The sequence below is a fragment of the Natronosporangium hydrolyticum genome (assembly GCF_016925615.1).
In the GTDB taxonomy this organism is placed as follows: domain Bacteria; phylum Actinomycetota; class Actinomycetes; order Mycobacteriales; family Micromonosporaceae; genus Natronosporangium; species Natronosporangium hydrolyticum.
The window spans coordinates 433080-452473 of sequence record NZ_CP070499.1; the positions used below are offsets into that span (position 1 = coordinate 433080).

The 19394-nt window shown below is 71.3% G+C and carries 19 protein-coding genes; 13 read left to right on the forward strand and 6 right to left on the reverse strand.

Annotation, left to right across the window (positions count from 1 at the left end; genetic code table 11):
• Positions 1–4 precede the first annotated feature (4 nt).
• The 9 genes from JQS43_RS02110 to JQS43_RS02150 are packed head-to-tail and all read left to right on the forward strand — an operon-like array spanning position 5 to position 4507.
• A complete protein-coding gene (locus JQS43_RS02110; RefSeq protein ID WP_239677362.1) occupies positions 5–1015 on the forward strand; it encodes an SRPBCC family protein in 1011 nt (336 codons plus the stop codon).
• A 5-nt stretch (positions 1016–1020) separates the two neighbouring features.
• Positions 1021–1449 (forward strand): gas vesicle protein GvpJ, encoded by a 429-nt coding sequence (gene gvpJ, locus JQS43_RS02115; protein ID WP_239679278.1) that lies wholly within the window; start codon positions 1021–1023, stop codon positions 1447–1449.
• Positions 1446–2294: a GvpL/GvpF family gas vesicle protein gene (locus JQS43_RS02120; RefSeq protein WP_239677363.1), complete on the forward strand. Its 849-nt coding sequence runs from the start codon at positions 1446–1448 to the stop codon at positions 2292–2294. Before gvpJ ends, JQS43_RS02120 begins: the two co-directional genes overlap by 4 nt.
• A 4-nt stretch (positions 2295–2298) precedes the next feature.
• Positions 2299–2547: a gas vesicle protein GvpG gene (locus JQS43_RS02125; protein WP_239677364.1), complete on the forward strand. Its 249-nt coding sequence runs from the start codon at positions 2299–2301 to the stop codon at positions 2545–2547.
• A gap of 1 nt (position 2548) precedes the next feature.
• Positions 2549–2833 (forward strand): gas vesicle protein GvpO, encoded by a 285-nt coding sequence (locus JQS43_RS02130; protein WP_239677365.1) that lies wholly within the window; start codon positions 2549–2551, stop codon positions 2831–2833.
• The gene (locus JQS43_RS26170) at positions 2830–3129 is read left to right on the forward strand and encodes a gas vesicle protein (protein ID WP_239677366.1); all 300 of its coding nucleotides are present in this window, start codon (positions 2830–2832) and stop codon (positions 3127–3129) included. Before JQS43_RS02130 ends, JQS43_RS26170 begins: the two co-directional genes overlap by 4 nt.
• Entirely contained in the window at positions 3122–3910 is a 789-nt protein-coding gene (locus JQS43_RS02140; RefSeq protein ID WP_239677367.1) for a GvpL/GvpF family gas vesicle protein, read from the forward strand. Before JQS43_RS26170 ends, JQS43_RS02140 begins: the two co-directional genes overlap by 8 nt.
• Positions 3907–4167 carry a gas vesicle protein gene (locus tag JQS43_RS02145; protein WP_239677368.1) on the forward strand — a complete coding sequence of 87 codons (261 nt, stop codon included), beginning with the start codon at positions 3907–3909 and terminating at the stop codon, positions 4165–4167. Before JQS43_RS02140 ends, JQS43_RS02145 begins: the two co-directional genes overlap by 4 nt.
• On the forward strand, positions 4160–4507 hold the full coding sequence (locus JQS43_RS02150; RefSeq protein ID WP_239677369.1) for a gas vesicle protein K: 348 nt from the start codon (positions 4160–4162) through the stop codon (positions 4505–4507). The genes JQS43_RS02145 and JQS43_RS02150 overlap by 8 nt, the downstream gene beginning before the upstream one ends.
• 12 nt (positions 4508–4519) lie before the next feature.
• On the opposite strand, the gene JQS43_RS02155 is transcribed toward JQS43_RS02150, so the two are convergent.
• Both JQS43_RS02155 and JQS43_RS02160 read right to left on the reverse strand, forming a co-directional pair.
• A complete protein-coding gene (locus tag JQS43_RS02155) occupies positions 4520–5524 on the reverse strand; it encodes a GNAT family N-acetyltransferase (protein WP_239679279.1) in 1005 nt (334 codons plus the stop codon).
• A gap of 143 nt (positions 5525–5667) precedes the next feature.
• A complete protein-coding gene (locus JQS43_RS02160; protein WP_239677370.1) occupies positions 5668–6828 on the reverse strand; it encodes a lytic murein transglycosylase in 1161 nt (386 codons plus the stop codon).
• A 156-nt stretch (positions 6829–6984) separates the two neighbouring features.
• Here JQS43_RS02160 and JQS43_RS02165 point away from each other — a divergent pair, with 156 nt between their 5' ends.
• The 3 genes from JQS43_RS02165 (at position 6985) to JQS43_RS02175 (ending at position 10872) form a co-directional block, all read left to right on the forward strand.
• Complete coding sequence (locus tag JQS43_RS02165) at positions 6985–7203, forward strand: FmdB family zinc ribbon protein (RefSeq protein ID WP_239677371.1); 219 nt, start codon at positions 6985–6987, stop codon at positions 7201–7203.
• 217 nt (positions 7204–7420) lie between these two features.
• Complete coding sequence (locus tag JQS43_RS02170; RefSeq protein WP_239677372.1) at positions 7421–10144, forward strand: winged helix-turn-helix domain-containing protein; 2724 nt, start codon at positions 7421–7423, stop codon at positions 10142–10144.
• Between the two features lie 50 nt (positions 10145–10194).
• On the forward strand, positions 10195–10872 hold the full coding sequence (locus JQS43_RS02175; RefSeq protein ID WP_239677373.1) for a hypothetical protein: 678 nt from the start codon (positions 10195–10197) through the stop codon (positions 10870–10872).
• Between the two features lie 42 nt (positions 10873–10914).
• On the opposite strand, the gene JQS43_RS02180 is transcribed toward JQS43_RS02175, so the two are convergent.
• The 3 genes from JQS43_RS02180 to JQS43_RS02190 form a co-directional block, all read right to left on the reverse strand.
• Complete coding sequence (locus tag JQS43_RS02180) at positions 10915–11958, reverse strand: 2-oxoacid:ferredoxin oxidoreductase subunit beta (RefSeq protein ID WP_239677374.1); 1044 nt, start codon at positions 11956–11958, stop codon at positions 10915–10917.
• Positions 11951–13795 (reverse strand): 2-oxoacid:acceptor oxidoreductase subunit alpha, encoded by a 1845-nt coding sequence (locus JQS43_RS02185; RefSeq protein WP_239677375.1) that lies wholly within the window; start codon positions 13793–13795, stop codon positions 11951–11953. The genes JQS43_RS02180 and JQS43_RS02185 overlap by 8 nt, the downstream gene beginning before the upstream one ends.
• Positions 13796–14461: 666 nt before the next feature.
• A complete protein-coding gene (locus JQS43_RS02190; RefSeq protein ID WP_239677376.1) occupies positions 14462–16426 on the reverse strand; it encodes a M3 family metallopeptidase in 1965 nt (654 codons plus the stop codon).
• 171 nt (positions 16427–16597) lie between these two features.
• Between JQS43_RS02190 and JQS43_RS02195 the strand changes: the two genes are divergently transcribed.
• The gene (locus JQS43_RS02195; protein ID WP_239677377.1) at positions 16598–18223 is read left to right on the forward strand and encodes a DUF2334 domain-containing protein; all 1626 of its coding nucleotides are present in this window, start codon (positions 16598–16600) and stop codon (positions 18221–18223) included.
• Here the strand turns inward: JQS43_RS02195 and wecB are convergent.
• Positions 18156–19358, reverse strand: a complete 1203-nt coding sequence (gene wecB / locus JQS43_RS02200; protein ID WP_239677378.1) for a non-hydrolyzing UDP-N-acetylglucosamine 2-epimerase — start codon at positions 19356–19358, stop codon at positions 18156–18158. The genes JQS43_RS02195 and wecB overlap by 68 nt on opposite strands.
• Between the last annotated feature and the right edge of the window lie 36 nt (positions 19359–19394).

Below are 19394 nucleotides of genomic sequence, written 5' to 3' on the forward strand. Positions count from 1 at the left end.
TCCCATGGCGGACCAGCAGAGCCCAGAATCCGGCGGCGGCTCGATCATGAGCCAGTTGCCGACCGACGAACTCAAGCAGGAGTTGCGGGAGCTGCTCAAGGCGGTGGCTAAGCGAGCCGTGAGCTCGCTGACCAACCGGGTCGGCGGCGGCGTCACCGAGAAGCTCGGGCTCGATGGCGCCGCCGCTGACGGAATCGCCGGCGCCGGAGCTCAGGCGGTCAAGAAGGCCGGCGGTGCCGCGGTCAAGAAGGCCGGCGGCAAGGTCGTCGAAGGAGTCCAGAAAGCAGGCTCGGCAGTAGGCGGGGGCGGGGGCGGCGGCGGTGGCTCCGGCGGCGGTGCCGGCAAGGTGACCAACATCGTCGAGCAGATCGATGTCGGTGTGCCGATCAACGTCGCCTACGACCAGTGGACCCGGTTCACCGACTTTCCCAGCTTTATGAAGAAGGTCGAGAACGTCGAACAGGAATCAGACACCGAGCTGAAGTGGCGGGGTCGGGTGCTCTGGTCCAGCCGTGACTGGAAGTCGACGATCCTTGACCAGATCCCCGACGAGCGCATCATCTGGCGCTCTGAGGGAGCCAAGGGGTACGTCGACGGGGCGGTCACCTTCCATGAGTTGAGCCCCACCCTCACCCGGATCTTGCTCGTCCTCGAGTACTACCCGAACGGGTTCTTCGAGAAGACCGGCAACCTCTGGCGGGCCCAGGGGCGTCGGGTCCGGCTGGAGCTTAAGCACTTCCGCCGGCACGTGATGACCCAGACCATCCTGCACCCGGACGAGGTGGAGGGGTGGCGCGGCGAGATCCACGACAGCGAGGTGCAGTCACAGTCGGACGAGGAGGAGTCCGGCGGCGAGGAGTCCGGCGGCGAGGAGAACGGCGGCGAAGAGAACGGCGGCGAGGAGAACGGCGGCGAGGAGAACAACGAGGAGAACGGCGGCGAGCAAGCCGGCGGTGAGCAAGCCAGCGAGGAGGCCGGTGAAGACCGGCCCGCCAACAACAAGCGAAGGCGGTGACCGGAATGACGGTGGTGGCGCGAGGCGGCGACTACATCGATCGGCCGCGGTCCAGCGGCCTGGCCGACGTTATCGACCTGATCCTCGACAAGGGACTAGTAATCGATGCTTTCGTGCGGGTTTCGCTGCTCGGCCTCGAGCTGCTCACCATCGACGCTCGGATCGTTATTGCCAGTGTGGACACCTACCTGCGATTCGCCGAAGCGGTCGACCGGGTGGTGCTGGAGCCGGCCTCCACCACCGGACTGCCGGAGATCGTCGGCGGCGGGTTGCAGGGCGGCGCCAAAAAGAAGGCGCAGGGGGTGGCGAAGGGGGCCAAGGAGAGCGTCAAGGACACCCTCGGGATCGGCGGCGGCGACGACGAAGATGAGGACGAGGGCGATGAGGAGCAGGAGCCGGCGAACAACCAGCAGCGGAAGGGCGGAAGTCGATGACCGCCGCCGGCTCCGCTAGCCACCTCTACGGTGTGGTCTGGGCAGATGCCGCCGACGGAGCGCTGGCCGGCCTGCCCGGGGACGCTGTCCTCGTGCCATACCAGCGGCTCGCCGCAATTACCCGCCCCACCCCGGCTAAACCGGACCGCCGGCTGCGCCCGCAACTGCTCGGGTACACCGCCACCCTGGATTCGCTCGCCCGGCACACGCCGGTCCTTCCGGTACGCTTCGGCACCACGTTCGCGACGACCGACGATGTGATCACCGAGTTTCTGGCGCCGGGGCACGACGCGTACGCCTCGGCTCTCACCTCGTTGGCCACCCGCAACCAGTTCACCGTGCGGGCGCGGTATCGCGGCGACGCGCCGGTGCGGGAGGTGCTCGCCGAGCAGCCGGCGACCCGGGCGCTGCACCAGCGGGTGCGGCACGCCCCCCGCAGCAAGGGCGCCGACCAGGCCGCCCGGGTACGGCTCGGGGAACAAGTCGCGCAAGCGGTGGGCGCGAAACGGTCGGCCGACATCGACACGCTCACCCAATGGCTGCGCCCGTACCAGGTGCTGGGCTCGGTCAGCCCCGCCAGGTCGGTCGAAGGCGACCGGATCGCGGACGTGGCGTGTCTAGTGGAACGAGCCCGGGCAGCCGAGTTCGAGGCTGCCGTCGCCGAGCTGGGGGCGCACTGGCGAGGCCGGGCCCGGCTGCGACTACTCGGACCGATGGCGCCGTACGACTTCGCGGCCGGGCTAGTCAACGGTGAGTACACACTAGACGAAGCTGGCGATGGTCGGGCACCTCGGTGGCCGGTCAGCAGCGGCAGACCGGCGGCGAAGCCGGTCGGAGAGGGGTGAGGGCATGGGCCTGTTCACCGGGTTGTTGACGCTGCCGCTGGCTCCGGTCCGAGGCGTGGTGTGGCTGGGCGAGCAGGTTCAGCGGCAGGCGGAGCACGATCACGGTACCGCGAAGTCGGTTTCTCAACGGCTGGCGGAGATCGAGGCGGCGTGGGAGGCCGGCGAGATCTCCGACGAGTACCGGGTGGAACTTGAGACCGAGGCGGTGGACGACCTGCTCGCCGACGACGCCGACGACGACGAGGACTGGTGAAATGGCGGAGCAGACGACGGAAGGGGTCAGCGCCCGGGAAGCGGCGCGGCAAGCGGTCTCGTACATCGACGAGATGACCGGTCAGCAACCGGAGGTGGTCAGCGGAGTCGAGCCGGACGAAAGCGGCTGGCTGATTACTGTGGAGCTGTTGGAGCTGTCACGGATCCCCGATACCTGTGATGTGCTCGGGTGTTACCAAGTGGCGGTGGGGTCCGACGGCGAACCGTACGCGTACCGGCGGCTGCGCCGTTACCACCGGGGCCAGGTCGACGAGGACCGGCTATGACCGAACCGACGCCGAGCCGCCCTCCCGGCGGCTGGCTCGGGCCGGGGCACGCCGCGCTCGCCCGTCCGGATCCGTCGAACCTCGCCGACGTACTGGAACGGGTCCTGGACAAGGGGATCGTCATCGCCGGCGACATCAAGGTGGACCTGGTCGATGTGGAGCTGTTGACGATCCGGGTCCGGCTGCTTATCGCCTCAGTGGACCGAGCCCGCGAGATGGGCATCGACTGGTGGGAGAACGACCCGATGCTCTCCTCCCGGGCCCGGGCGCTCGAGACCGGAGCCGACGATGAGTGACCAGGCGAGCTGGGTCTACGCGGTGCTGCCCGGCGAAACGTCCGCGCTGCCCACCGGTCTGACCGGCGTGATGGCCGAACCACCGCGGCTGGTTCGGGACAGCGGGCTCGCTGCGGTGGTCGGCTCGGTCCCGGCGGCGGAGGTGACCGAGGCGCGGCTGGCCGAGCGGCTCGCCGACGCGGACTGGCTGGAACAGGTGGTCCGGGCGCACCACGAGGTGGTCAGCACCTGCTTTGCCCGGCAGCCAACGGTGCCGTTCCGGCTCGCCACCGTCTACCACAACGATGGTCGGGTGGCCGAGCTGCTGCGGGATCAGTCCGCCAGGTTGCGGGAGGCGCTCGACACCGTCACCGGCCGGGCGGAGTGGGGGGTGCAGGCCTCCCCGGTGGCGCCGGACCCCGGCGACGAGGCGGGGCCCGGCGACGACGGGGCGCACCCGCCGGCCGAGCGCTCCGGCACCGAGTATCTGCTCCACCGGCGGGCCCGGCGGGCGCGGCAGCAGCAGGCCCGAGCCGACGCGGCCGTCGCCGCGCAACAGCTTGATGCGGCGCTGCTCCCGTTCGCGATGGCGATCCACCGGTCGCCGCCCCCGACCCGGTCGCCCGACGGCCAGCCGGAGCCGGTGGTGCTGAACTCGGCCTATCTGGTCGACGACGACCATGCCAAGGAGTTCGCCGACACCGTACACAGCGCCGTAGCCGGGCTGCCGCAGCTGCGGGTCCGGATGACCGGGCCGTGGCCGGCGTACTCGTTCGTCACCGTCGCCGGGGGTGGTGAATGAACCACCAGCGGGTCGAACGGCACACCACCGAGACGGTGCTGGTGACCAGGCGCGCCGAACCGACCGAGTCGGGTGCGGTGTTCGCAGCTGAACCGGTGGCGCTGGTCGATCTGCTCGACCGGGTGCTGGCGCGCGGTGTGGTGGTGGCCGGCGAGGTCACGCTCTCGATCGCCGGCGTGGACCTGGTGCAGGTTTCGCTGCGGGCGTTGATCACCTCGGTGCGGCCGGATCTGTACCGGGGTGGTGGGGATGGGTGAGGGGCCGGAGCTGCCGGGTCGGGTGGGTCTGCCGGGTCGGGTGGGTTTGCCGGCCGGGATGGTCTTCCCGGAGCGGATGGAGCTGTCGGAGCCGGCGCCCGAGCGGGGCCTGGCCCAGTTGGTGCTCACGGTGGTGGAGCTGCTGCGGCAGCTGATGGAGCGGCAGGCGCTGCGGCGACTGGAGTACGGCGATCTTAGGGCGGAGCAGGTGGAGCGGCTGGGCGCCACGTTGATGGCGTTGGAGGCGCACATGGTGACGTTGCGGGAGCACTTCGGGCTCGACGCGGAGGATCTGAACATCGATCTCGGCCCGCTGGGGCCGCTGCTCCCCCGCGACTAGCCCGGGCCATGATCAACTCGACAATTGTCGGATCAAGTCCAGTACGTCTACCTCGTACTCACGCCACTCACGATCCATCTGGAAGCCGAGCTCCGAGTTGACGTCCGACATCGGGTCGTTCTCCGGGGCGTTCCACGTCTGCACCTCAGTGAGCTGCGGCTCGGCCCGGCTGAGCTCCTGCAACATCCGGGCCTTGACCGCACGTTCCAGGCCCAGCCCGCGGTGATCCGGGACCACGATCGTGTCGTACTGGTCGGCGCGGGCGGGGTGCTGGCTGGGGATCACCACCTCGGTCAGCGCGGCCACCTCCCCGCTCGGCTCATGCAGCGCGAGCACCAGGTACGGGCGCATGCCGCGCCGGTTCAGCGTGGTCAGGCTCTCGGCGAGCCGCTGTGCGTCGTACGAGCTGGGGCGCAGATCGAGCTCGTCGCCCTCCTGCCGGGACGCCTTGGCGGAGGCGTAGGGCTCGAGCAGCGCCTCGGGGAGGCCGCCCGGGTGGAACTCGATCCGGTAGTCGTCGGGCACCGACCGGGCCATCGTCGCCAACGCGGCGTGGTCGACCTCGGCCAGCCGAAGCACGCCGCGCAGCTCGACGTAGACGCAGCGGAACCCGATCGACTCCCAGAACTTGATCGCGGGGGTGCCGCCGACCGCCTCCACCCCGATCGAGGCGAGACCTTCGTCATACGCCCGCCGCGCCGCCGCCGCGACTAGCGCGTGGCCAACCCCATGGGTACGCGCGGACGGGTGGACGAGCACCTCCAGCACCCCGATGTCGCCGAGTAGGAGCAGGTTCGCGTGGCCCAGCGCGCGGGGCGGGGAGCCGGGTTCGTCCGCGGTTGTGAGCCAGCACAGTCGCCGCTCACCAGGCATAGTTTCGCCGAGGTAGGCGCGCATGGCGCCGGGCTGCCACAGCGGATCCTCCGGGAGGTCCGCGGCGAGCACATCGTTGAGTGCGGTGATCACAGCATCGATCTCCGCCTCCGGCGCCGTCGCCGGGTCCCATTCACGTACCACCACCACGAGTACAGCTTGCCCTGCCGGAGGGCGGGACGGAAGGGCGTACTCGGGGGAATTGCGCGACAGCGGCCCGTACTGGCGATCATGGGGTTAGGTACGCCGCAGCCCGCCAATCATGTACCTAGGTCCATGATCAACTCTTAGGGGCGGCTGAGTTGGCCGTATTCGTTGGCTGCGTTGAAGACTGCGTCGGCGTAGACGGACACGTTGTTGTACGAGTGGATCGCCGCCCACCAGTCGGCGGGGACGGTCAGATCGCGGTCACCCCGACACAGGTAGTTCGCGGCGGCGAGCGCCGCGTCGTGGATGTTGTGCACGTCCGCGACGCCGTCGCCGTCGGCGTCGACCGCCTCCAGCTGCCAGGTCTCGGGAATGAACTGCATCGGGCCGACCGCCCGGTCGTACACCTCGTCGCCGTCGAGTTCGCCGCCGTCGGTGTCGGGGATGAGCATCCGGCCGCCCTCGCCGTCGAGCGGGTCACCGTAGATCGGGGGGATGGCCCGGCCGTCCGGCAGCAGCGAGCTGTCGCCGCTGTGCCCGTGGTTGGACTCGACCCGACCGATCGCGGCGAGCGTAGTCCAGCTCAGGTTGCACTCCGGGGTGGTGTGGGCGACGACGAGTTCGGCGTAGCCGTAGGCGAGGACCGCCACCATCGGGATGCCGGTGCGTTCGGCGACCTGCTGGCCCCAGTCGCGCAGTCCGTCAGACGGGTTGCCGGGGAGGCTGAGCTCCGGGTCGATGATCGGCGGCACCGGCCCGGGTGGGCGGGTGCCGCTCGGGGTCGGCGTCGGTGCGACGGTCGGGTCACCCGCGCCGCTGGTGGCGGAGGTGCCGGTGGCGGGTACGACGGCGCCGCCGCCGAGCCCGCCGGCGAGCAGCATCGCCCCGATCAGCGTGGCGGGGAGCGCGAAGCGGCCGGTGGGGCGGCGGGCCCAGGCGCGGAAGCTGCGGACCGCCCGGCCGGGCAGCAGCCGCGCCGCGTGGAAGCTCCGGACCAGGTGGCCGCGCGCCACCAACGCCAGCGGGGCGGTGGCGCGGGCGGCTCGGTGGGAGCGGATGCCTGGCGCGGCGGCGGGCACGGCTGGCCGGAGCGGGGTGGTCGCCAGGTCGGTAGCGGGCAGGTCGGTGGTAGCGAGGTCGGTAGCGGCCAGGTCGGTGGTGGCCAGCTCCGGCTCGCTGGTCACGGTCAGCTCGCTGGCGACCAGCGCCGGCTCGCCGAAGCCCTCGCCGAAGCCTTCGGGGTAGCCCTCGTCGAGCGGCCGTTGCAGGTCGTCCCGGGGCGTCGGTGCCGGATCGGTCACGGCATCGAGTATTCCCCACGTTTGCTACCCCGCCTACCCCACCGGCCACAGGCGTTACTCGCCCGCGGGTACCGACAAATCGGCCAGATTGCATAGTTGGTGTCACCGCCTCGGCGGGCGGGCGGGGAGGGTGCGGCCGGGGCTATGCTGTCAGGCATGCCCCGGTACGAATTCCGGTGTCGACCTTGTGGCGGCACGTTCGAGGTCGACCGGCCCATGCACGCGGCCGGTGCGCCGGCCGCGTGCCCACGGGGCCATACCGATACGGTCAAGCTGCTCTCCACCGTGTCGCTGGCCGGTCGGGCCGGCGGGGCGGGCGGGGCGCCCCCGGCGGCAGCTGGTGGGTGCTGCGGCGGTGGCTGCGGCTGCGGCTAACCCGATCAGGCCGCGGGAAGTGTCCGCATGGGCCAATTCACCGTACGGCCGACCTCGTTATCTTACTCAGAGTGCATCCGTATTCGCTGCCAGAGATCACTGGCGGGCGCCGTCGGACGCGGCTCGTCCGAGTCTGGCCTGATCGCAACCGGTGATCGTCGGGCCCGGCGCGGCGGCACTACTGAATAGCCGCTTTCCCACTATGTGGAGGGTGCTCGTGACGGCGCGGACCAACTTGCCGAGCGGGCTGGTCACGTTCCTGATCACGGACATCGAAGGGTCCACCCGGCTGGCGCAGCTACTCGGCCCCGACTATGGACCGGTGTTGGCGGCCCATCGGCGGTTGCTCCGCTCCGCCCTGCGCACCGACGGGGGCGTGGAGCTGTTCGCCGAGGGCGACTCGTTCTTCTTCGCTTTCCCGGACGCGGCCACCGCACTCAGCTCCTGCCGTGCCGCGCAGCACACGCTCACCGGCCATTCATGGCCGCACGACCAGGCGCAGCCCAAGGTTCGGATGGGGCTGCACAGCGGTTACGCCCGCCCGTCGAACGGCGAGTACGCCAGCCCGGAGGTGCACCGGGCGGCCCGGATCGCCGCCGCCGCCCACGGAGGGCAGGTGCTCTGCTCTGCCGCCACCGCGGGCCACGCAGTTGGGCTGGAGCCGGACGCGTGGCTGCGGGATCTCGGGCTCTACCGGTTGCGGGGCTTCGACGGCCGGGAGCGCCTGTTCCAGCTGGTCGCGCCCGGTCTTGACCAGGGGTTTCCGTCGCCGCGTACGGAGCGCGCCGCCGCCCACAATCTGCCGGCGCCGATCACTTCCTTCGTCGGTCGCCACGCCGAGCGGTCGCAGGTGGCCGCGCTGCTCGATCAGCACCGGCTGGTCACGGTCGCCGGCGCGGGCGGCGCCGGCAAGACCCGGTTGGCCAATGTGGTCGCCGCCGACCAGCTGAGCCGCTACCCCGACGGGGTGTGGTTCGCGGACCTCGCGGCGGTGACCGACCCTCGGCTGGTGGCGGTGGCGGTCGCCAGCGCGCTCGGGCTGCGCCCCGAACCGGGCCGGCCGATGCTGCGCACCCTCGCCGAGTACGTCGCGCAACGACGGATGCTGCTGGTGCTCGACACCTGCGACGCCCAGATCGTGGCGGCCGCGGCGGTGGCGACGGCGATCCTGGGGGCCAGCGCCGGTACCCGGCTGTTGGCGACCAGCCGGGAACCGTTGGGCATCCCGGGTGAGCTGGTGTGGCGGATCCCGCCGTTGTCGACGGCCCAGACCGGCGACGGCCAGCCCGGGGACGCCGTCGCCCTGCTCGCGGAACGGACCGTGGCCGCCCGGGGCGGGGCGCCGGTCCCCGCGGCGGAGCTGCCGGAGCTGGCCCGGGTCGCCGCCCGCCTCGCCGGGCTGCCGTTGGCGATCGAGTTGGCCGCCGGCCGGCTGCGAGTGCTCGGCGCCGGCCAGCTCGCCGACCGGGTCGAGGCGGAGGCGGCGGGTCCGCCGGGCGACCTGCTGGCCACCATCGATGCCGGTCCGCCGGGGTGGAGTTCCGGGACGCGGCCGGTGGCCCTGCCCACGGCGTCGCCGGCTTTCCGGCACACCACATTGGAGGCGGCGGTGGGCTGGTCCTACCGTACGTTGGCGCCTCAGCACGCCCGCCTGCTGCGCGGATTGTCGGTCTTCGCCGGGCCGGTGGATCTGGCGACCGCCGAATGGTTACTCGGGGGCGACCCGCTTCCGGCGTTGACGGTGTTGGTCGACAAGTCGCTGCTGCACGCGGACGGGCCGCCGGCCGGTGACGGCGAGGCCGGGCCCGGCTTCAGCTACCGGATGCTCGACCCGATCCGCGCCTTCGTCGCCCGGGAACTCGCCAGCGCCGGTGAGGAGACAGCCGCCCACCAGCGCCACGTCAACTGGCTGGTGGCGCGCCTGCGGCGCGGAGTGCGCGACCCGCACGGGCAGCCGGTCACCCTGTCGCTGCACCACATCGACCGGTACGCGGACGAGATCCGGGCGGCGCTGCACTTCTGCGTCACCGGCGGCGCCGCCAGCGACGGGCTGCGGCTGGCCCGGATGCTGGACCTGTGGTGGCGGGAGCGGGGCCTGGCCCGGGAGGGGCGGCTGTGGCTGTTCCGGCTCTACGGGCGGCTCGCCGAGACGGAGGAGGAGCTGGGCGACCGGCTGCTCGCCGAGGCTTACCACGTCCATTCGCTGCTGGCCGGCGCCGACGGCGAGTACGCCGAGCAGCACCGGTACGCCCAGCAGGCGGAGGAGACCGCCCGCCGGGTGGGCGACGCCGGGCTGCTGGCCCGGGTGCTCGCCACCCGGGCCTGGTCGCTGATGGATCTGTCTCGTCCGGCCGAGGCGGAGCAGGTGTGCCGGGAACTCATCGACTGGTCGGCGGAGCGGGGCGTGCCGGCGGACGCGCTGTTCGCGGTGACCTGCCTGGTGCAGCTGCTGTGGCGGCGGTCGGCGCTGGCGGAGGCGGCGGCGCTGCTCAGCCGGGCGCGCCCGTTCGAGCAGGCCCGGCCGGATGTGCGGGGCCGGCGGGCGATCGACCATCTGCTCGGGGTGGTCGCGCTCTCCCGCGGGGACCTGGTCGCCGCCCACGACCATCTGGTGGTGGCGCTGCGTTCCCGGATGGCGTACGGCTTCCACACCAGGGCGTGCGAGACGCTGGCGGCGATGGCTGCCCGGTGTGGCCTGGGCGGCGACCCGGTGACCGCGGCCCGGCTCTTCGGCGCCGTCCACACCCACCGGGCGCGGCTGCGCTCCCCGCATGGCGGTTTCGCCGGCTACTGGACCAGCCTGGCGACGGCGGTGCGGGCCAGCCTCGGCGACGACCGGTTCGACGCCGCCTACGGCGCTGGCGCGGCGATGACGCTGAGTCAGGCGGTGGCGGTCGCGCTCGAGGTCGATCAGGAGGTCGCAGACCTGGACCCGGCATGATCGACGCCGGGCCCTGCTTACCGGCGGTGTTCGTTCTAGAGTAAACAGTTATGTCGACCTTGGCAGATGACAGCATCGTGCTCGCGCACCGGCGCTGGCTGATGGCTCCTCGGGTGACGAAGGTGCTGCTCGGGCTGGCGGGGCTTGCCGCCGCCGGGGTGGTGCTCGCCGGTGCGGTGCCGGCCCAGCCAACCCTGGCGTTCACCGCGGGCTGGACCCTGGCCACGGTGCTGCTGATCATCGGTGGCGGCTGGCTAGCCTTCGACGGCGCGACCGAGCTGCTCCGCTGTCGGCGGCTGCGCCGGCTGCCGCGCCCGTCGATCCGGCTGGACGCCACCGGGCTGCACTATCGGGACGGCGACGAGTCCGGCGCGGTCAGCGTCTCGGTGCCCTGGTCGGAGGTGCGTGGTTGCGCGGTCCGGCCGGGTTTCGGCGGCAACCGCTTCCTGTGCTTCGACGTGCCGGGTCGTTACCCCGAGCCGGCGGTGGCGGAGATCGGTGACGTCATCGTCGACCCCGACGCGGTACGCGCCCGGGCGTACGGATGGTCGATGACGGTGTGCCCGGAGCCGTTGTCGGCGGCCGAGCGGAACATGCTGATCACGGCTTATGTGTTCGGCACCCCGTTCGCGGTGGATCTTTCCACCTGCCGAGGAGTGGACACCGCCCGAATTGGCCGGGCGGTGTTCGGCTGGACCGGGGGCCGGTGCCGGCCACCGGCCTGGTGACCGGTGGCCCGCCGCTGCGCACGCTGAGGGTCCGCGCTCGACCTAGTTGATGGTCCAGGTGTCGCCGGCGGCGAGCAGGTTGGTCAGCTGCTCCTCGGGGGTCTGGCCGACCGAGGCGGCCCGCTCCCGGGCCTCCGCGAGCTGCTGCTGCACCAGCTGGTCGTAGGTTTCCCGCGGCACCTGCCGGAACACCCCGATCGGCGTGTGCCGCAGGTCCAGGTCGGGCAGCCGGGTCAGCGCGAACGCGTACGCCGGCTCGGCGACCCCGGCGTCGTGGGTGACGATCTGCGCCGGGGCGACCTCGCTGGTGTCGCGCACCTGGAGGCCGAAACCGTTGGGTGAGGGGACCACGCAGTGCTGCCCGTCGGCGCCGAAGGTGATCGGCTGGCCGTGCTCCAGCCGGATCAGGTAGTCGTCGCGGCTGGCGGGATCTTTCAGCGGCTCGAACGCGTTGTCGTTGAAGATGTTGCAGTTCTGGTAGATCTCGACGAACGCCGACCCCTCGTGCTCGGCGGCGGCCCGCAGCACCGACTGCAGGTGCTTGCGGTCGGAGTCGATGGTGCGGGCGACGAAGGTGGCCTCCGCCCCCAGCGCCAGCGAGAGCGGGTTGAACGGTGAGTCTGCCGAGCCCACCGGGGTCGACTTGGTGACCTTGCCGAGCTCACTGGTGGGGGAGTACTGCCCCTTGGTCAGGCCGTAGATCCGGTTGTTGAACAGCAGGATCTTGAGGTTGACGTTGCGGCGCAGCGCGTGGATCAGGTGGTTGCCGCCGATCGAGAGCGCGTCGCCGTCACCGGTGACCACCCACACCGACAGGTCGGGCCGGCTCGCCGACAGGCCGGTGGCGATCGCCGGGGCCCGGCCGTGGATGGAGTGCATCCCGTAGGTGTCCATGTAGTACGGGAAGCGGGAGGAGCAGCCGATGCCGGAGACGAAGACGATCCGCTCTTTCGGGATGCCCAGCTCGGGCATGAACGACTGGACCGCGGCGAGGATCGCGTAGTCCCCGCAGCCGGGGCACCAGCGGACCTCCTGGTCGGACTTGAAGTCTTTGGTGGTCAGCTTGACCGGGACCGGGTTAGACATCCTTGACCACGTCCTCCAGCATGCTCTCCAGTTCGGAGGCGGTGAACGGCAGGCCGCGAACCTTGTTGTAAGGGATCGCGTCGATCAGATACCGGGAGCGGATGACCGTCGCCAGCTGCCCCAGGTTCAGCTCCGGGATGACCACCTTGCGGTAGCGACCGAGCACCTCGCCGAGGTTCGGCGGCAGCGGCGCCAGGTGGCGCAGGTGGGCCTGAGCGACGTTCATGCCACGTCGCCGGAGTCGGCGGCAGGCTGCGCCGATCGGGCCGTAGGTCGACCCCCAGCCGAGCACCAGCACCGGCGCGTCGCCGGTCGGGTCGTCGACCTCGACATCGGCGACCTGGATGGCTTCGATCCGGGCCGCCCGGGTGCGGACCATGAAGTCGTGGTTCGCCGGATCGTAGGAGATGTCGCCGGTGCGGTCGGCTTTCTCCAGGCCGCCGATCCGGTGCTCCAGCCCGGGGGTGCCCGGCACCGCCCACGGCCGGGCCAGCGTCTCCGGGTCGCGAAGATACGGCAGGAAGGTGCCGTCGTCGCTGTTCGGGCCGGTGGCGAACTCGACCCGGAGGTCGGGCAGCTCAGCGACCTCCGGCAGCAGCCACGGCTCGGAGCCGTTGGCGAGGTAGCCGTCGGAGAGCAGGATCACCGGGGTCCGGTAGGTCATGGCGATCCGGGCGGCCTCCAGCGCGGCGTCGAAACAGTCCGACGGGGACCGGGGGGCGACCACCGCCACCGGCGCCTCACCGTGCCGGCCGAAGAGCGCCATCTGCAGGTCGGCCTGCTCGGTCTTGGTCGGCAACCCGGTCGACGGGCCGGCCCGCTGCACGTCGATCACGAGCAGCGGCAGCTCCAACGCGACCGCCAGCGAGATCGTCTCGCTCTTCAGCGCCACCCCCGGGCCGGAGGTGGTGGTGACCCCGAGCGACCCGCCGTACGAGGCGCCGAGCGCCGCACCGACCGCGGCGATCTCGTCCTCGGCCTGCATCGTGGTGATCCCGAACCGCTTGTGCTTGCTCAGCTCGTGCAGGATGTCGCTGGCCGGGGTGATCGGGTAGGCGCCGAGGAAGACCGGCCGCTGCGACCGGACCGCCGCGGCGACGATCCCCAGCGCCAGCGCCACGTTGCCGGTGATGTTGCGGTAGTGGCCGGCCGGCATGGTGGCGGGCTTCACTTCATACCGCACCGAGAAGTCCTCGGTCGTCTCGCCGTAGTTCCAGCCGGCCTTGAACGCGGCCGAGTTGGCGGCGGCCAGGTCCGGCCGGCTGGCGAACTTTTTCGCCAGGAAGTCGAGGGTCGACTCATACGGCCGGGAGTAGAGCCAGGACAGCAGGCCGAGGGCGAACATGTTTTTGGCCCGCTCGGCGTCCTTCTTCGAGATCTCGTGATCGGCGAGCGCCGCCACGGTGAGGCTGGTCAGCCCCACCTCGTGGACCGCATACCCGGAGAGCGAGCCATCCTCCAGCGGGCTGACCGAGTAGCCGACCTTGCTGAGGTTGCGCTTGCTGAACTCGTCGGTGTTGACGATGATGTCGGCGCCGCGCGGCAGGTCACCCAGGTTGGCCTTGAGCGCGGCCGGGTTCATCGCGACCAGCACATTCGGGGCGTCACCGGGGGTGAGGATGTCGGTGTCGGCGAAGTGCAGCTGGAAGCTGGAGACCCCGGGCAGGGTGCCGGCGGGGGCGCGGATCTCCGCGGGGAAGTTGGGCAGGGTCGAGATGTCGTTGCCGAGCTGGGCGGTCTCGGAGGTGAACCGGTCGCCGGTTAGCTGCATACCGTCACCGGAGTCGCCGGCGAAACGGATGACCACTCGATCCAGCTGACGGACCTGCTTGGTCACGGTGCGATGACCTCCTTGGCGGCGCGGGCGGGTCTGCGCCGTGGGCTACTACCACCGGAGAGCCTACGCCCTCCGGGGGGCGTGGCGGCTCACGGAAGCCCGCCCCTCGGGACAGGACGGCCGGATGTGGCCCATTTCACCGCCGGTCGCGGGTCGCGAACGCCAGCCAGTCCCGCAGCCGCTGGGTGGCCGCCGGGTCGACCCGCCGCGCGGAGCAGGTGCGCGAGCGCAGCCCGGTTCACACTGCGGTCCTGCCGCGGTCCGTTGGCAGGGCCGCCGAGGCGCGGCCGAAGGCGCGCAGTGCGGTGTGCCGTTCCGCTGTGGTCAACACTCCCGCGAAGGGGGAGTTCTGACGCAACTCCACCGCAACCGGATCCCGGGAGGTGAGTACGTCCAGCACTGCTGTCGGTCCCTGCTCCAACACCTCGGACCACTTGTTGAACCACGGTTCCGGTCGTCGGTCGCCATGCGCCTTGCGGAGACGGTCGAGACGGTCTCGAGCGTCGGCGATCAACCGCTCAGGGGCGAGCGCGAACTTGCCGGCTACAGCCCGGTGGAGCCACAGGGACCGCTCCTGGTCGCGGGTCAGCGTTGCCGGTGTCGTAGCACCAACAAAACGCCGTAACCACCAAAAACACAAACTCGGTCGCGCTACCCGACCGCGGGTCACCGGTTGAGCCAAGCGCGGTACGCGTCGGAGGTGAACTCCCGGCCGAGGAAGTCGCGCACCAGCTCGGCGGCGGGCGCCGAACCGCCGGGCGCCAGCACCGCGGCGCGGTACCTGCCGGCGGTCGCCGGGTCGCGGAGCGCAGCCGGGTCGAACGCGGTGAACATGTCCTTCGCGATCACCAGCGACCACATGTACGTGTAGTAGGTGGCCGAGTAGCCGGTGAGGTGCCCGAACGACAGGTGGAGCCAGGCATCGGCCACCGGCTCGTACGGGCCGTGGCGTCGCTCGGTCTCCCGCTCTACCGCCAACGGTTCCAGCGTGGCCGGGTCCCGGCGGTGCAGCTCCAGGCTCAGCGCCGCGTAGAACATCTGCTGCGAGACGTAGAGCCCTTGGCCGAACTCGTCGGCGGCGCGCAGCTGCTCGGCCAGCTCCGGCGGGATCGGTTCGCCGGTCTCGTGGTGGTGGGCGAAGCGGGCCAGCGTCGCCGGGTCCCGCATCCACTCCTCCAGCAGCTGGGAGGGGGCCTCGATGAAGTCGCGTTCGGTGCGTACCCCGGAGACGCCGGCCCAGCGCTGGCCGCCGCCGAAGATGTGGTGCAGCAGGTGGCCGAACTCGTGGAAGAAGGTCCGCACATCGGCGGGTTCGAGCAGCGCCGGCTGCTCGCCCGGGCGGGGGAAGTTGCAGACCAGTGCGCACTCCGGCAGCCGCCGGTCGGCGACGCCGGAGACCAGGTGGTACATCGCGGCGTGGCTGAACTTGTCCGGCCGGGGGTGCATGTCCAGGAAGATCCGGCCCAGCAGCTGCTCGCCTTCGTGGATGTCGTAGACCGCCACCTCCGGGTGCCAGACCGGGACGTCCGGCCGCGGTTCGAACGAGATCCCGAACAGCTCGGTGCAGAGCGCCAGCAGCCCCGCTTTCACCCGCTCGTACTCGAAGTACGGCCGTACCGCCTGGGTGTCGAGCTGGTAGTGCTCGGCCTTCACCTGCTCGGTGAGGTACCGGCCGTCCCAGGCGGCGACCGACTCGGCGGTCGGGTCGGCTCGCCGCTTCTGCACGAGCAGCGCCTGGTAGTCGCGGCGCATCCGGTCGCGGACGGCGGCGGAGATCTGCTCGATGAAGTCGGCGGCGGCCGGCTCGCTGCCGATCATCTTGTCTTCGGTGGCGTAGTCGGCCCAGTTCGGGTAGCCGAGCAGGGTGGCGAACTCGTGCCGGCGGGCGAGCAGGTCGGCGAGGACCGCGATGTTTGCCGGGTAGCCCCGCTGCCGCCAGGCGGTGAGCAACGCCCGGCGGGCCTCGGGGTCGCGCGAGTAGGTGAGGAACGGCACTACATCCGGGTTGTCGGTGGTGACGGTGGTGTAGCCGGCGGCGTCGACCGGGTGTGCGGCGACCCAGTCGGCGGGCAGGCCGGCGAGGGCGGCGGCGGGCACCGGCACCGTGCGGGTGTCAGAGTCGATGTTGCGGGAGAAGGTCTGTGCGAGCCCGACCATCTCCTCCTGGAGTTGGCGGAGCCGGGCCCGGGTCTGGTCGTCGCGGTCGACCCCGGCGCGTCGAAAGTCACGGAGGGTCTTGCCGAGCCAGTGTCGGGTGGCCGGGTCGACGCCGGCCGCCTCCGACACATCCACACCGGACAGGCTGTCGTACACCCGGCGGTCGAGCGAGATGTCGGTGCTGACCTTGGCCAGCTCCTGTTCGGCGGTCTCGGCCGCGGCCCGGATCGCCGGATCCGGATGCACCTTGCTGATCAGCTGGACCTGGCCGCGGGCGTCGGTGAGCGCGGCGGTCGCCTCGTCGTAGACCCGCAGCAGCTCCAGCCCCGCGAGCGCGCCAGCGGTGAGCTGCGCGATGCCTTCCCGGGCGGTGGCGATGGCGGTCGCCGCGGTGGCGGTGACCGCCTCTGGTGCGCCGGCCGCGACGTGGGGCGCGGCCCGGAGTTCGGCGCTGGTGATGGCGTTCGCAGACATAGATCCGGATGTTACCGGTACGTACTGCGATCTGGGGTCTCTCCGCCGGGTTGGGCGGTTTCCCGTACGTCGATCGGCGCTTCCGTGCCGGCTGAGCGGATCAGTCTTCGGTTCGCCACTGGGCGGGGCCCGGCACAAGTCCTACTGTTTCTAGACATGCCAGGATTAGAGATGTCTCAGCTCCGGCGTTGGTGGCCCGTCGGTCTGGTCGCGGCCGCGCTCGCGCTGGTGCTGGCGGTGGGTACGGCGGTCGCCTTCGCCGGCGGCGGTGACCGGGGCGGCCGAGCTGGCGCCGACCCGGCAGCCCAAACCGCCACCGGGCACGCCGCCCCCGGCGCGGTCGGTGCCCGCACCCTGGTGCTCTACGACGATTCGCCCCACGGTGAGCTGTACGCGACCCAGACCGCGAACCTGGTCTCCCACTTTGGAGCGTGGACCGCCAAGCCGGTCGACGACTACACCGCCGGGGAGCACGCCGACTACACCGCAATGGTGTATCTGGGGACCAGCTACGACGCGCCGCTCTCCGAGCCGTTCCTGGCCGATGTTCGCGACGGCCAGACCCCGGTGCTGTGGGTGCGGGACAACATCTGGCAACTGCTGGCGAGTACTCCCGACTTCACCGCCGAGTACGGGGTTTCCTGGGCCGGGTTCGACACCAGTGCGGTCGACGAGGTGCGTTACCAGGGGGCGCGGCTGACCCGGGACACGGTCAACGAGTCCGGCCTCGGCGAGCTGGACGTGCTCGACGAAGACCAGGTCGAGGTGCTCGCCAGCGCGGTCCGGCCGGACGGTTCCCGGCTGCCGTGGGCGCTGCGCACCGGGGAGCTGACCTACGTCAGCGAGATCCCGTTCATGTACGTCAACCGCGACGACCGGTACCTCGCCTTCACCGACCTGCTCTTCGACCTGCTCGCCCCGGAGACACCGGAGCGGCACCGGGCGCTGGTGCGGCTGGAGGATGTTGGGCCGACCGACGATCCCGAGCAGCTGCGGGAGATCGTCGACTACCTGGCCGAGGAGGAGGTGCCGTTCTCGGTGGCGGTCTTCCCGGTCTTCTCCGACCCGCAGGGGGTGGAGGGCGAGCCCGGCACCGTCCGGCTCACCGATCGGCCGGAGCTGGTGGCGGAGCTGCGGCACGCCGTAGACCAGGGCGGAACCCTGTTGATGCACGGCTACACCCACCAGTACGAGGACGTGTCGAACCCGTACAACGGCCTGAGCGGGGCGGACTTCGAGTTCTTCCGGGCGCACGTGGACGAGCAGGACCACGTCCAGCTGGATGGGCCGGCGGCCGGCGACTCTCCGGAGTGGACCCGGGAGCGGCTCGCCGCCGGGCTGGCCGAGTTCGACGCCGCCGGGTTGCCCCGGCCTACCATCTTCGAGTTCCCGCACTACGCCGCCGGACCCAACGCCTACGCCGAGGTGGCGGAGCGGTTCGCCGCCCGGTACGACCGGGGCATGTACTTCCCCGGCCTGCTCAGCGGTCGGGAGATCGATGACCAGGCCGGCACCGGCCAGTTCGTGCCGTATCCGGTGCGCGACGTCTACGGCTCGGTGGTGGTGCCGGAGAATCTCGGCGAGATAACCGAGACCGGCTTCAACCAGCACCCGGCCACCCTGCCCGCCGACCTGCTCGCCAGCGCCGAGCGCAACCTGGTGGTACGCGACGGGGTGGCGAGCTTCTTCTACCACCCCTACCTCGGCCTGGACCACCTGGAAGAGCTAGTCACCGGGGTACGGGAGCTGGGCTACGAGTTCGCCGCGGCCGAGGAACTCCAGCATGGCCGGTCCTGAGGTGGGCCACCCCGAGTAGCTCGGCCACCGCCTGTTCGGTCCGCACCGACGCCTTGCCGTCGCCGTACGGGCTGCCGCCGGCGACCATCGCGGCCCGGCGCGACGGGTGATGCAGCAGCGGCTCCGCGGCGGCCAGGATCCGGTCCCGGTCGGTGCCGACCAGCGCCGCGCAGCCCGCGTCGACCGATTCCATCCGCTCGGTGACGTCCCGCAGCACCAGCGCGGGCACCCCGAACGACGGCGCCTCCTCCTGGATGCCGCCGGAGTCGGTGAGCACCAGGTAAGCCTCCGAGAGCAGCCGCATCAACTCGCCGTACGGCAGGGGTTCGGTCACCAGCGCCCGATCGGTACCGGACAGTCCAGCGTCGACCTGCGCGCGTACCGCGGGGTTGGGGTGGCTGGGCAGCACCACCCGCAGGTCCGGATGGCGGGCGAGCATCGCCCGCACAGCGGCGAGAATCTGCTCCAGCGGGGCGCCCCAGGATTCCCGGCGGTGGACGGTGACCAGCAGCAGCCGGGCCCGCCCGCCAGCGGCCAGCGCCGACCAGTCGGCCAGCGTCTGGTCTGTGAACGGCGCCCGCCGTCGGGCCACGCTCTGAGCGGCGTCGACCACGGTGTTGCCGGTCACCATGATCTGCTCCGGGGGGATCCCCTCGGCGCGCAGGTTCGCCGCGGCCGTCGGCGTAGGCGCCAGGTGCAGCCGGGCGAGGGCGGCGACCAGCCGCCGGTTCCCCTCTTCCGGGAACGGGGAGTCGAGGTCGCCGGAGCGTAGCCCAGCCTCTAGATGTACCACCGGAACCCGCTGCCAGAAACCGGCGAGCGCCCCGGCGAGGGTGGTCGTGGTATCGCCCTGCACCACCACCGCCGCTGGCTGATGCGCCGACAGGTGGGCCTCCAACGACTGGATCAGGCCGGCGAGCAGCTCCGGCTGGCTGCCGGTGGTGCGGTGCAGGGGCAGTGACGCGTCGGGCCGGTCGCCGAAGGCGGCGAGCGCCTGACCGACCATAGTGGGGTGTTGGCCGCTGGCGACCAGCACCGGGGTAAGTCGGCCCGCGGCGCGCAGCTGCTCGGCCACCGGCGCGAGTTTGATCGCCTCGGGTCGGGTGCCCGCGATCAGGTGTACTTCAAGGGTCATGACCGGATCTCCGGGGTGGTAGCGGGGGGTGAGGGG